Annotated in this window: 13 protein-coding genes; 12 read left to right on the top strand and 1 reads right to left on the bottom strand. The window is 73.2% G+C overall.

The window, feature by feature from the left end; all coding sequences use genetic code 11:
• From BN12_RS09235 to BN12_RS09180, 12 genes are all read left to right on the top strand, one after another.
• Positions 1 to 1286 (top strand): DAK2 domain-containing protein (locus tag BN12_RS09235; protein WP_048551896.1); only part of this gene is annotated, 1286 nt, incomplete at its 5' end.
• A gap of 1 nt (position 1287) precedes the next feature.
• Positions 1288 to 3504: an ATP-dependent DNA helicase RecG gene (locus tag BN12_RS09230; protein WP_048551895.1), complete on the top strand. Its 2217-nt coding sequence runs from the start codon at positions 1288 to 1290 to the stop codon at positions 3502 to 3504.
• Positions 3504 to 4052 carry a 16S rRNA (guanine(966)-N(2))-methyltransferase RsmD gene (gene rsmD, locus BN12_RS09225; protein ID WP_048551892.1) on the top strand — a complete coding sequence of 183 codons (549 nt, stop codon included), beginning with the start codon at positions 3504 to 3506 and terminating at the stop codon, positions 4050 to 4052. The genes BN12_RS09230 and rsmD overlap by 1 nt, the downstream gene beginning before the upstream one ends.
• Positions 4039 to 4932: a PhzF family phenazine biosynthesis protein gene (locus BN12_RS09220; protein ID WP_048551890.1), complete on the top strand. Its 894-nt coding sequence runs from the start codon at positions 4039 to 4041 to the stop codon at positions 4930 to 4932. The genes rsmD and BN12_RS09220 overlap by 14 nt, the downstream gene beginning before the upstream one ends.
• A gap of 11 nt (positions 4933 to 4943) precedes the next feature.
• Positions 4944 to 5441, top strand: a complete 498-nt coding sequence (gene coaD / locus BN12_RS09215) for a pantetheine-phosphate adenylyltransferase (RefSeq protein WP_083454531.1) — start codon at positions 4944 to 4946, stop codon at positions 5439 to 5441.
• Between the two features lie 324 nt (positions 5442 to 5765).
• Complete coding sequence (locus tag BN12_RS09210; protein ID WP_048551888.1) at positions 5766 to 6344, top strand: YceD family protein; 579 nt, start codon at positions 5766 to 5768, stop codon at positions 6342 to 6344.
• Position 6345: 1 nt separating this feature from the next.
• A complete protein-coding gene (gene rpmF, locus BN12_RS09205; RefSeq protein ID WP_048551886.1) occupies positions 6346 to 6540 on the top strand; it encodes a 50S ribosomal protein L32 in 195 nt (64 codons plus the stop codon).
• Positions 6541 to 6556: 16 nt separating this feature from the next.
• Positions 6557 to 7357, top strand: a complete 801-nt coding sequence (gene rnc, locus BN12_RS09200) for a ribonuclease III (RefSeq protein WP_048551884.1) — start codon at positions 6557 to 6559, stop codon at positions 7355 to 7357.
• A 261-nt stretch (positions 7358 to 7618) separates the two neighbouring features.
• Positions 7619 to 9244 (top strand): HAD family acid phosphatase, encoded by a 1626-nt coding sequence (locus BN12_RS09195; RefSeq protein ID WP_048551882.1) that lies wholly within the window; start codon positions 7619 to 7621, stop codon positions 9242 to 9244.
• Between the two features lie 138 nt (positions 9245 to 9382).
• A complete protein-coding gene (gene mutM, locus BN12_RS09190; protein WP_048551880.1) occupies positions 9383 to 10258 on the top strand; it encodes a bifunctional DNA-formamidopyrimidine glycosylase/DNA-(apurinic or apyrimidinic site) lyase in 876 nt (291 codons plus the stop codon).
• Positions 10259 to 10414: 156 nt separating this feature from the next.
• The gene (locus BN12_RS09185) at positions 10415 to 11599 is read left to right on the top strand and encodes an RCC1 domain-containing protein (RefSeq protein WP_053079990.1); all 1185 of its coding nucleotides are present in this window, start codon (positions 10415 to 10417) and stop codon (positions 11597 to 11599) included.
• Positions 11596 to 11910: an acylphosphatase gene (locus BN12_RS09180; protein ID WP_048551878.1), complete on the top strand. Its 315-nt coding sequence runs from the start codon at positions 11596 to 11598 to the stop codon at positions 11908 to 11910. The genes BN12_RS09185 and BN12_RS09180 overlap by 4 nt, the downstream gene beginning before the upstream one ends.
• A 297-nt stretch (positions 11911 to 12207) precedes the next feature.
• Here the strand turns inward: BN12_RS09180 and BN12_RS09175 are convergent, their stop codons facing one another.
• Positions 12208 to 12537 (bottom strand): chorismate mutase, encoded by a 330-nt coding sequence (locus BN12_RS09175; RefSeq protein WP_407667786.1) that lies wholly within the window; start codon positions 12535 to 12537, stop codon positions 12208 to 12210.
• Positions 12538 to 12680: the final 143 nt, after the last annotated feature.

Below are 12680 nucleotides of genomic sequence, written 5' to 3'. Positions count from 1 at the left end.
CCCCCGTCGAAGCCACCGCCCTCACGGTGTCGCGAGCCGTCGCCGACGCCGCCGAGCGGGCGGTGGCGGGCGGCGCCGACCTCGCGGGGACGGCCGAGGCGATGCTGCGCGCCTGCGAGCGAGCCCTGGCCGCGACGACCGACACCCTGCCCGCCCTCACGGCGGCCGGTGTCGTGGATGCAGGCGCTGCCGGCTACCTGCTCCTCGTCGAGGGCCTGCACCGCGTCATCTTCGGCGAGTCGGCCATGCGACCCGGGGCCCTGCTCACCATGGAGGCCGAGACCCGCAGCGGCACGTGGTCGGGACGGACGAGCGACCTGCCCGCCCCGAGCGGCCCGCACGGCATCGGACCCGCGGAGGCGACGCACGGGGAGACGTCGGGTCCGGCATACGAGGTGATGTTCCTCCTCGACGACACGACCGAGGAGTGGGTGCGAACGCTGACCGAGCGGCTCGACGCGTTGGGCGACTCCCTCCTCGTCGTCGGGGGGCCGGAGCTGTGGAACGTCCACGTCCACGTCGACGACCCCGGGGCCGCGGTGGAGGCCGGCATCGAGGCGGGTCGACCGCACCGGCTGCGGATCACCCACCTCGACACCCAGGTCGTCGAGCGTGACGTCGTCCAGGACGTCGCCGTCGTCGCGTGCGCGGCGGGGCCTGGGGTCGCCGGGGTGTTCCGCGACCACGGGGCGATCGTCGTCGACTCCGGTCCAGGGCACCGGGCATCGACCGGGGAGCTCCTCGAGGCGGTCCGCTCGGCGCACGCGAGAGGCGTGGTCCTCCTGCCCAACGACGCCGACACCGTCCTGTCGGCGCGGGCCGCGGCCCAGGCGGCCCGCGCGGAGGGCCTCGTCGTCCACGTCGTCCCGGCCCGCACCGTCGTCCAGGGACTCGCGGCGCTCGCCGTCCTCGACCCGGGTGAGTCCGCCGAGGACAACGCCGTCGTCATGGCCGAGGCGGCGGCCGCGACCCGCCACGGCGGGGTCACCGTCGCCGCCAAGGAGGGGCTGACGAGTGCCGGGCACTGCGTCCCGGGCGACATCCTCGGGATCGTCGGCGGCGACTTCGCCGTCATCGGCGAGGACCTGGAGACCGTCGCGCTCGACGTCGTGGAGCAGCTCCTGCGCACCGGCGGCGAGCTGGTCACCCTCGTGACCGGCGAGGAGGCGCCGCCCGGGCTCGCCGAGGCGGTCGCCGCGACCGTCGCCGAGCGCCACCATCGGGTCGAGGTCGTCCGCGTCCACGGCGGCCAGCCGCACTATCCGCTCCTCGTCGGGGTGGAGTGACGTGGTCGACCCCACGACGTCCCTCAAGCGGCTCATCGGCTCGGCGGCGCCACCGCTGGAGAAGGCCCGCGGCCTGCGGACCGTCGAGGATCTCCTCGGCTTCTGGCCCCGCCGGTACACCCCCTACGACAGCGACCTGTCGACGCTGCGCGAGGGGGAGTATGCCGTCGTCGTCGCCCGGGTGCGCACGGCGAACGCGCGCCCGATGAAGTACCGCAAGGGCCGGATCCTCACCGTCGTCGCGGCCGGCGAGCGAGGCGGAGAGCTCGACATCACCTTCTTCAAGCCGCACGGGCACGAGGACCGGCTCGTCCCGGGGGTGCGGGCCGTCTTCGCGGGTCAGGTGTCCAGCTTCAACGGCCGGATGCAGCTCACGCACCCCGGCTACGAGCTCCTCGACGAGGGTGAGGACGTCGATCGGGGTGAGCTCGTCCCGATCTACACGCGGGTCCCGCGGCTCCAGAACTGGACGATCATGCGGTCGGTCGAGACGGTCCTCGACGCCCTCGACGAGCTGCCGGACCCCATCCCCGCACCGGTCCGGGCCGCGCGCGACCTGCCGAGCCGGCTCGTGGCGACCCGGATGCTCCACCAGCCCCGCACCCGGGGAGGCGTCGAGGCGGGTCGTCGGCGGATGCGCTACGAGGAGGCCTTCGTCCTCCAGAGCGCCCTCGCGATGCGGCGCCTCGACGGGTCGCGGGAGGCGACGGCCCCTCGCGTCGCGCGTCCCGGGGGTCTCCTCGAGGCCTTCGACGCCCGGATGCCCTTCGAGCTCACCGAGGGTCAGCGTGCGGTCGGGGAGCAGATCGCGGCCGACCTCGCCCGCGACGTGCCCATGCACCGGCTGCTCCAGGGCGAAGTCGGGTCCGGCAAGACGGTCGTCGCCCTCCGCGCCATGCTCGCCGTCGTCGACTCCGGCGCGCAGGCCGCCATCCTCGCGCCGACCGAGGTGCTCGCGGCGCAGCATCACCGCTCCATCACGACGATGCTCGGGGACCTCGCCGAGGGGGGCCTTCTCGGCGGCAGCGACATCGGGACCCGGGTCGCCCTCCTCACAGGCAGCCAGTCCACGAAGGCGCGACGGGCCGCGCTCCTGCAGGCCGCGAGCGGCGAGGCGGGCCTCGTCGTCGGCACCCATGCCCTCCTCGAGGCGTCCGTCCAGTTCGCCGAGCTCGGCCTCGTCGTCGTCGACGAGCAGCACCGGTTCGGGGTCGAGCAGCGCGACGTCCTGCGGTCCAAGGCGCAGCAGCCCCCGCACGTCCTCGTCATGACGGCGACCCCCATCCCGCGCACCGTCGCGATGACCGTCTTCGGCGACATGGAGACCTCGACGCTGCGTGAGCTGCCCCGCGGCCGGGCGCCGATCACGACGCACGTCGTCCCCGAGCATCTGCCGGGCTGGATGCCGCGGACCTGGCAGCGCGTCGCGGAGGAAGTCGCCGGAGGGGGCCGCGTCTACGTCGTGTGTCCCCGCATCCACGAGGATGACGGGGCCGCAGACGGCGCTGACGGGGCCGACCTCGTCGAGGAGGGGCCGCCGCCCGACGCCGACGACGAGCCCGAGCAGTGGGAGGCGCCGGGCGCCGAGGACCGCCCCGCACGGCCGCCGCTGAAGAGCGTCCTTCGGGTCGCGGCCGAGCTCGCGGAGAACCCCGACCTGCGCGGCGTACGGCTCGGCGTCCTCCACGGCCAGCTCCCCCCCGAGGAGAAGGAGGCCGTCATGGGCGCCTTCGCCCGGGGCGACCTCGACGTCCTCGTCTCGACGACCGTCATCGAGGTGGGCGTCGACGTGCCCGAGGCGACCGCCATGGTCATCCTCGACGCCGACCGGTTCGGCGTCTCCCAGCTCCATCAGCTCCGGGGCCGGGTCGGCCGGGGAGGCCGCCCGGGCCTGTGTCTCCTCGTGACCGGCACCGACAACGAGCAGACGCGGGAGCGGCTCGAGGCCGTCGCGGCGACGACGGACGGGTTCCGGCTCGCGAGGCTCGACCTCACGCTGCGCCGCGAGGGTGACATCCTCGGGGCCCGCCAGAGCGGCGGGCGCGGCAGCCTGCGCTTCCTCTCCCTCCTGCGCGACGAGGAGCTCGTCGTCATGGCGCACGAGGACGCGTTCGCCGTCGTCGCGCAGGACCCGAGCCTCGCGGCCCACCCCGATCTCGCCGTCGCCGTCGCCGAGCGGCTCGACGAGGAGCAGGCCGCCTACCTGGAGCGCAGCTGATGACCCGGATCATCGGCGGAGCGCTCGGCGGGCGGACCATCCGGGCCCCCTCCGGCAGCGGCACCCGCCCGACGAGCGACCGGGTGCGGGAGGCCCTCTTCTCCGCCCTCGGGAGTCGCGGCGCCATCGAGGGCGCGGCCGTCCTCGACCTGTATGCCGGGTCCGGCGCCCTCGGCCTGGAGGCGGTGAGCCGCGGCGCCGCCTCAGTGACGTTCGTGGAGTCCGAGCGTCGCGCCGCCGCCCACATCGGGGCCAACGTCCGGGCCCTCGGCGTCGAGCAGGCCCGGATCGTGCCCTCCACGGTCGCCGCGTTCCTCGCCCGGGCCGCGGGGACCGCATACGACCTCGTCCTCCTCGACCCGCCGTACCCGCTCGGCGAGGACGACCTCGCCCACGTGCTGAGCCTCCTCTCGGACGTCCTCGCCGAGGACGCCGTCGTCGTCGTCGAGCGGTCGAGCCGGTCCCCGGAGCCGAGGTGGCCCGACGGGCTCGTCCGCGAAGGTCATCGGGTCTACGGAGAGACGGTGATCTGGTATGCGATTCACTGAGGTCGACGTCTTCGCCGGCTCGCCGCTCGGCGGGAACCCGCTCGCCGTCGTCCATGACGCCGACGACCTGCCCGAGGAGACCATGGCGGCCTTCGCGCGCTGGACGAACCTGTCGGAGACGACGTTCCTCCTCCGTCCGACGACGCCGGCGGCGGACTACCGGGTGCGGATCTTCACCACCGGCGGCGAGCTGCCGTTCGCCGGTCACCCCACCCTCGGCTCCGCCCACGCCTGGCTCGAGGCCGGGGGTGTCCCGGCATCCGGCGACGTGGTCGTCCAGGAGTGCGGAGCGGGGCTCGTGACCGTCCGACGGGGTGAGCGGCTCGCGTTCGAGGCGCCGCCCCTCGTGCGAAGCGGGGCTGCGACTGCGGAGGACCGGGACCGCGCCGCGGCCGCCCTCGCGATCCCGCCCGGCGCGGTCCGCGGGGCGGCCTGGGTGGACAACGGGCCGGGTTGGCTCGGACTGCTGCTCGACACGCCGGAGTCGGTGCTCGCCGCGCGCCCCGACCCGGTGCTCTTCGCCGGGCTCAAGGTCGGGCTCGTCGCGGCATACCCTCCGGAGGATGCGAGGGAGAGGGGAGTGGACGTCGAGGTGCGGGCCTTCTACGCCGACGACCGCGACCTCATGGAGGACCCGGTGACCGGCAGCCTCAACGCCGGGCTGGGGCAGTGGCTCATCGGTGCGGGAGTCCTGCCGGACCGCTACGTCGCGGCCCAGGGCACGGCGCTGCGGCGCAGCGGCCGGGTCCATGTCACGAGCGACCACGGGCGGGTCTGGGTCGCGGGGGACACGACGACACGGATCGCCGGCACCGTCGATCTCCGAGCCCCGGGAGCGGGGCACGCGGCGGTGCCGGACTCGGGGCGTCCGACCCGGTAGGTTCTCCTGCCGTGGGCGAGCAGCGCATCCGTCGGGCCGTGAGTCCGGGGTCCTTCGACCCGGTGACCTCCGGGCACGTCGACGTGCTCACGAGGGCGGCCGGGCTCTTCGACGAGCTCGTCGTCGCCGTCCTCCACAACCCCGACAAATCGGGAACGTTCTCCGTCGAGGAGCGGATCGGGTTCCTCGAGGAGGCGCTCGCCGCCGTCGCGAACGTCCGGGTCGTGGCCTTCGGCGGGCGCCTCATCGTCGACGTGTGCCGGGAGCTCGACGCGCCCGTCATCGTCAAGGGCCTGCGGAGCGAGACCGACTACGCCTACGAGCTCCCCATGGCGGCGATGAATCGGCACCTCACGGGCGTCGAGACGATCTTCGTTCCCGGCGACGGCGCGCTCGCCCACGTGTCGAGCTCCCTCGTGCGGCAGGTCGCCTCGTTCGGGGGCGACGTGACCGGGCTGGTGCCCGACCCGGTTCGCGACGCCCTCGTGGCGCGCTACCGACAGGCCTGACGCAGCCACGTCTTCCCGCGAGTCTTGCTCCAGCGGCCACGTCTTCCGGGGTGACCCCGGAACCCTTGCCTTCACCCGACAAGGGAAGTGGGGTGAAGGCTCGCTTTATCGGGTCACCCGATAAGGCGAGCGGGGGCGGACCGGGGGCCGGGCGGGTTCGAGGCCGGGTGGGGGCTGGACGCCGGGCGCGGGGCCGTCGGAGGCGAGCCGAGGGCATACCGGCGTCCGGAGACGATTGGGCCGAAGCGGGACGCCTCCGGTATCGTTGCCGGTCGGTCTACGTCCGTGCGGGCGTATGCCGTGCCACTCGACGTCTGCGGAGCCATGAACCACCTCGACCCCCGATCGCCCTACGTCCTCGACGTGCAGGCCCTCGGTCGGCGACCAGGGTCCATGGAAGAGCTCGACCGCGTCGTCGGGGCACCCGCCGACCTCGGCACCGACGTCATCGGGATCCCGGAGGGCCAGCCGCTCGAGCTGGACCTGCGGCTCGAGTCGGTCGTCGAGGGTGTGCTGGTCAGCGGCACGGCGCGCGCGACGGCCACCGGCGCCTGCGTGCGGTGCCTGGATCCGCTGTCCCGCGAGGTGGGCGTGCGGTTCCAGGAGCTGTTCGCCTACGCCGACCGGGCGGCCCACCACCGTGAGGTGGGGGCCGAGACGGACGAGGCCGAGGAGTACCAGCTCGAGGGCGACCTGCTCGACCTCGAGCCGATGCTCCGGGACACGGTGGTGCCATCACTGCCGTTCCAGCCGGTGTGCCGGGACGACTGCCCGGGCCTGTGCTCCGAGTGCGGAGCGGCCCTGGCCGACGACCCGGGGCACCACCACGACGTGATCGACCCCCGGTGGTCGGCCCTGCAGAGCCTTGCCGAGCCGTCCACGACCAACGAGAAGAGGAACTGACGTGGCTGTCCCGAAGCGGAAGACGTCCCGCTCCAACACCCGCTCGCGCCGCGCCAACTGGAAGGCATCAGCCGTCACGACGACGACCTGCCCGCAGTGCCGGGCCGAGACGCTGCCGCACACGGCGTGCCCGTCCTGCGGCACCTACAAGGGGCGCCACTACGCCGCTGCCGAGCGCACCGAGCACCAGGGCTGACCAGGGGAGGCGCCCCGTGGGCAAGCGCGCCGCGACACCGGGGCACCGCCCCGCGGACGAGCTCGCCGACCACGTCACCGCCGTGACCGGCTGTGCGGTCGACGAGGACCTCCTGCTGCGCGCCCTGACCCACCGGTCCTTCGCCTACGAGGCGGGCGGCGCGCCGCACAACGAGCGGCTGGAGTTCCTCGGGGACTCGGTGCTCGGGCTCGTCATCACCGATGCGCTGTTCACGGCCCACCCCGACGTCACGGAGGGCAACCTCGCCAAGCTGCGGGCCGCCGTCGTCAACATGCGAGCCCTCGCCTCGGCCGCCCGCACCATCGACCTCGGGGCGTACCTGCGTCTCGGTCGCGGTGAGGAGGCCACCGGGGGGCGGGACAAGGACTCGATCCTCGCCGACACCGTCGAGGCGCTCATCGGCAGCGTGTACCTCACCGGCGGCCTGACCCACGCGGCACGGCTCGTCCACCACCTCCTCGACCCGATCATGGAGGCCTCGGCGTCGCTCGGCGCCGGGCTGGACTGGAAGACGAGCCTGCAGGAGGCCGGCTCCCGGCACGGCCTCGGGTCCCCGGAGTACCGCGTGACCGAGGCGGGCCCCGAGCACGCGAAGACCTTCCAGGCCGAGGCGCGCCTCGCCGGCGAGGTCCGCGGGCGGGGGAGCGGCCGGACGAAGAAGGACGCGGAGCAGAAGGCCGCCGAGCAGGCGTGGCACGCCCTCGCCGCGGAGGAAGGGGCCGTCTCGGAGGTCTCCGAGGCGTCGGGCGCCTCCGACGCACCACCGGCGTCCGCCGGCACCGGTCCCGCCTCCTAGACCGGGCCCACCTCCCAGGCCGGGCGGCCTCCTGGGCCGGGCCGGCCTCGAAGGAGCGCTTCGGCCCACCGAGGGCGAATCGTCCCCGGACAGGCCGAAAACCCCCAGACCGGGCCGATTCCCCCGACGGACGACTCACCCGAGACACTCACGAGACCGCAGATCCTTCGGCGTCACGCAAAGTTCACCGCTGGCCCTGTTGCCCTGTCGGTGGCCGGGGGTAGGTTCGGTGCGTTCCCGATCACACCCCCGAGGAGACTCATGCGCATCCCAGCACGTCGTGCGCTCGCTGTCGTCGCGACTGCCGCCCTCGCGACCCTCGCCGCTCCGGCGTATGCCGCGCCGTCGCCCACCGCGTCCGGTGCCGGCTCCCGCACCCTCGCCCCCCGCACGTGGTTCACCATGGCCCCCGACGGGTCGAGCGGACTCACCCAGGGCGGCGCCGGCATACCGAACATCGACTCGGTGAAGAAGACCATCGCGACGTACTACGCCGACCCGGGCACCGGCATCGCGAACAAGCAGTCCTCGCCCTACATCTCCGAGATGAAGCGCATCGAGCGGGCCCAGTGGGACTACCTCACGAAGGCCCTCGTGAAGGCCCACCGCCACCACACGAAGCCCGCCATCGTCTTCGACGCCGACGACACGACCCTGATGACCTACGACATGGAGGTCGGGGCGATGAAGTTCGTCTACGACCCGGTGCTCCAGGACGAATGGGTCCAGCACAAGCGATTCCCCGCGACGCCGGGGATGGTCGGCTTCGTCAACCGGGCGCGCGCCCTGGGCTTCACGATCTTCGGTCTGACGGGCCGCAACGACGACCAGAAGACCGCGACCGTCGCCAACCTCAAGAAGGTCGGGTACGACGGGTTCACGCCGAACCGGTTCTTCACGAAGTGGACGGGCGTCGGCTCGAGCCAGCAGCCGTCATACATCACGTGCGCGAGCTCGTCATGCACGACGGTGGAGTTCAAGGCCGGCACGCGCAAGCACATCGAGAAGGACCTCGGCTACGACATCGTCCTCAACGTCGGCGACCAGTGGTCCGACCTCATGGGCGGGTATGCCGACAAGACCCTCAAGCTGCCCAACCCCACCTACTACCTCCCGAGCCCTGACCTGCCGGGCCTCCACGAGCCGAAGCTCACGCCGCGCACCCATTTCCGGATGGCGCCCGACGGGTCGAGCGGGGCGACCGAGAGCGGTGAGGGCATTCCGAACATCGACTCCGTCAAGGCGACGATCCGCACCTACTACGGCGACACCGGCAACGGCATCGCCAACAAGACCGCATCGCCCTACATCACCGAGATGACGGCGCTGACGGCCAAGCAGACGCCCATCGTCGCGCAGGCCTGCCGCGACCAGGTCGCCCGGGGGAAGCACCCGGCCGTGGTCTTCGACGCGGACGACACGACGCTGATGACCTACGACATGGAGGTCGGGGCGATGAAGTTCGTCTACGACCCGGTGCTCCAGAACGAATGGGTCCAGGACGAGCGGTTCCCCGCGACGCCGGGCATGGTGTCGCTCGTCAATGCCGTCGCCGACGCCGGATGCACCGTCTTCGGGCTGACCGGCCGCAACGACGACCAGAAGGAGGCCACGCTCGGCAACCTCGGCGCGGTCGGCTACCACCCCTTCACCGTGGAGAACTACTACACGAAGTGGACAGGGGTCGGCCCGAGCCAGCAGCCGCCGTACATCACCTGCAAGACGAGCTCGTGCACGACGGTCGAGTACAAGTCCCAGACCCGGGCGCACATCGAGACGCTCGGCTACCGGATCGTCGCGAACTTCGGCGACCAGTTCAGCGACCTGCTCGGCGGCTCCTCGAACCGCGCGATCAAGCTGCCGAACCCGACGTACTACCTGCCGTGAGGCAGGCCCGCCCACCGGCACGTGCCTCAGGGCAGCGCCGGTGGGCCGGACTGTGAGGCGGGCCGGGCCGTGAGGCGGGCCGGGCCGTGAGGCGGACCCGGCGCCGGGCGGGCGGGGTGCTGCGGGAGACTGGAGCGCGTGCCTGAGCTGCCGGAGGTCGAGGTCGTCCGACGTGGCCTCGCCGACCATGTCGTCGGCCGGACCGTCGCCGCGGCCGAGGTGACGGGGACACGCGTCGCCCGCCGGCACGTGCCGGGCCCCGAGGACCTTGTCGCCCGACTCCCGGGCGCCGTCGTCGAGTCCGCGCGCCGGCGTGGCAAGTACCTCTGGCTCGTCCTGCGCCACGACGGTGGATCGCGTGAGGCGCTCGTCCTCCATCTCGGGATGAGCGGCCAGCTCCTCGTCGAGGCGGCCGACGCCCCCGACGAGCGGCACCTGCACGCCCGGCTCCACTTCAGGGACGGCGACCCGCAGCTGCGGTTCGTCGACCAGCGCACCTTCGGCGGTCTCCACCTCGACGAGCTGACCGACGACCTGGTCCCGCAGACGATCGGCCACATCGCCCCGGACCCGCTGGAGCCGGCCTACGACCGCGCCGCGACCGTGCGGCGGATCAAGGCGAGGGACAGCGCCGTCAAGCGCATCCTCCTCGACCAGACCGTCGTGTCGGGCATCGGCAACATCTACGCCGACGAGGCGCTGTGGCGCGCCCGGATCCATGGCGAGCGGCTGGGATCCGCCCTCACCAGGCCGGCCATCGGGCGGCTCCTCGACGCCGCCACCGAGGTCATGACCGAGGCGCTCGGTCAGGGCGGCACGAGCTTCGACGCGCTCTACGTCAACGTGAACGGCGCCTCGGGTTACTTCGACCGCTCGCTCGCGGCATACGGGCAGGAGGGCAAGCCGTGCCCGCGGTGCGGCACCCCGATCCGGCGCAGCACCTTCATGAACCGCTCGTCCTTCTTCTGCCCTCGGTGCCAGCCGGTGCCGCGGTCGCGACGCCCCTCCGGGTGAGGTGGCGTTCGCCGACCCGCATACCCCGATCGCGGAAGGAGTCTCCCAGGCCTGGCGAGGGGTTCCTCCGATCCGGTGGACAGGGACGCCGACGTGGGGGACCCTCGGTGTGGAGGGCCGGTCGGTTCGGCTCGCGAGCGACGCGGGAGGTCAGACGTGGGACGACGGCGGCTCGTCACGGTCGTCGGGGCGGTCGTCCTGGCCTGCTCCGCGACATCGGCGACGTTGTATGCCGGGGCGGTGCCAGCGGTCGCCGTCGCGCCTCAGAGCGGGGCAGGCCCAGCGACGACGGGCACCGTGTGGACCTCCGGCGCCAACGCCGACGGACAGCTGGGGACCGGTGCAGGGCCAGGGCGGACCGCCTTCGCCGAGGTCTCGGGACTGCCGTCGATCGCCCAGGTGGCCGGTGGCCGCGAGCACGTCCTCGCCCTCGACGCCTCGGGACGGGTGTGGGCCTGGGGCGACAACTCCAAGGGGCAGCTCGGCGACGGTACCTCGAAGGACCGCGCCACCCCGGCACTCGTCACCGGGCTGACGGGCGTCGTCCAGGTCGCGACCGACCACTACGGCTCGATGGCGCTGCTCTCCGACGGCACGGTGCGGACGTGGGGCTACAACGCGAGCGGTCAGCTCGGCGACGGGACGACGCAGAAGCGCCTCCGGCCCGTCGCGGTGCGAGGACTCACGAAGGTCGTCGCCGTCGCGGGCGGACGAGACGTCAGCATGGCGCTGAGGTCGGACGGCACGGTCTGGACGTGGGGCCTCGGGGCGGACGGCGAGCTGGGCACCGGGTCGACCGCCTCGAGCACGGTGCCGGTCAAGGTCCACGGCCTGAGCCGCGTCGTCACCATCGCCGCCGGTCGGGACCACGCCCTCGCCGTCCGGTCGGACGGCACGGTGTGGGCGTGGGGGCTCAACGCGACCGGCCAGCTCGGGGACGGCACGCTGACGAACCGCACATCCCCCGTGAAGGTCCGCGGCGTCGCGAACGCCGTCTCGGTCACCGCCGGGGCGAAGTTCAGCAGCGCCCTGCGTGCCGACGGCTCGGTCCTCACCTGGGGCGTCAACAACCTCGGCCAGCTCGGCCTCGGGACCTCGACGCGGCAGACGACGCCCAAGGTCGTCCCGGGCGTCGTCGGGGTCGACGACATCGCGGCCGGGCGTGACTTCGAGCTGGCTGCCGGCCCGGGTGGCCTCTCCGCCTGGGGGGACAACGACGGAGGGCAGCTCGGTGACGGAACGCTGACCGACCGGCATTCGGCCGTGGCGGTGTCGCTCCCCGGCCTCGTCGTCGACTCCGGTGGCGGCTCCGACTACAGCGTCGTCCTCGTCCGGTCGTGACGCACGGGGAGACGACCGGCGACCAGGTGTGCCGGGTCCTCGTCTACGTCCGCGGACGGGTCCAGGGGGTTGGGTTCCGGTGGTGGACGCGGGCGCGAGCGCTCGAGCTGGGCCTCGTCGGGCACGCGCGGAACACCGACGACGGCCGGGTCGAGATCGTCGCCGAGGGGCGTCGCGGGGACGTGCGACGGCTCCTCGACCTGCTCACCGAGGAGCCGTCGACGACGCGCCGACCCGGGCGTGTCACCGCCGTGTCGCAGGTCCAGTGGAGTCTGCCGCGGTATGACGCGTCGAGCTTCGTCGAGCGGTAGGCGGTGTGGCCGTCCGCGCGTGCCGTCGATGCTGGCAGCCGGTGCCGTCGGTGCCGAGCGCGGGTGTCGTCGGTGCCGAGCGCGGGTGTCGTCGGTGCCGAGCGCGGTGCCACCGGCGGCGGCCGTAGTGCCCCGGGTGTCGGCGGCTGTCTCGCCGCGCAGTACCGCGGGGGCCGGCCACGGCGCCGTCGGCTCGGAGTCCGGGCACGGCGTCACCTCCGGAGAAGTGGCGTCGCCTCGGGAAAGGTGACGAGAGTCCGGGCTCGGGTCAGCTCTCGCACAAGGCCGTGACCACCCTCAGGTGCCGGTGCGGGGCGCCGGGGGATCCCCCGCGGCGATGGCCTCGTGATGGTGGATGACCTCCGCGACGATGAAGTTGAGGAACTTCTCCGCGAACTGCGGGTCGAGTCCGGCCTCGTCGGCGAGGGCCCGGAGCCGGGCGATCTGCTGCGCCTCACGCCCCGGGTCGGCGGGCGGCATACCCCGCTCCGCCTTGAGGGCTCCCACCTGCTGGGTGCACTTGAACCGCTCCGCGAGCAGGTGGATGAGGGCGGCGTCGATGTTGTCGATGCTCGCCCGGAGCCGAGCGAGCTCCGGCGGCAGCCGGCTGGCATCGGAGTCGGTCACGTCGGCCATCGTAGAAAGGCCCTCGTATGCCGCGCCCCGCCGTCTCAGGGTTCGCCCGCCCGCACGACATCTTCTCGGCACATGCGCGCTCGTCTTCGCACGTGCCGAGAAGATGTCGTCAGTCGCGTCTGGGGACGACATCA

The sequence above is a fragment of the Nostocoides japonicum T1-X7 genome, assembly GCF_001046855.1.
GTDB classification, from domain to species: Bacteria; Actinomycetota; Actinomycetes; order Actinomycetales; family Dermatophilaceae; genus Nostocoides; species Nostocoides japonicum.
Note: the sequence above shows the minus strand (reverse complement) of the source record. Positions and strands in the feature narration are given on the sequence as shown.

Bases quoted from the DNA above. Each gene is read 5' to 3' on its own strand.
- rsmD (WP_048551892.1), top strand. From the start codon at position 3,504: ATGACCCGGATCATCGGCGGAGCGCTCGGCGGGCGGACCATCCGGGCC.
- BN12_RS09210 (WP_048551888.1), top strand. From the start codon at position 5,766: ATGAACCACCTCGACCCCCGATCGCCCTACGTCCTCGACGTGCAGGCC.
- BN12_RS09195 (WP_048551882.1), top strand. From the start codon at position 7,619: ATGCGCATCCCAGCACGTCGTGCGCTCGCTGTCGTCGCGACTGCCGCC.
- BN12_RS09220 (WP_048551890.1), top strand. From the start codon at position 4,039: ATGCGATTCACTGAGGTCGACGTCTTCGCCGGCTCGCCGCTCGGCGGG.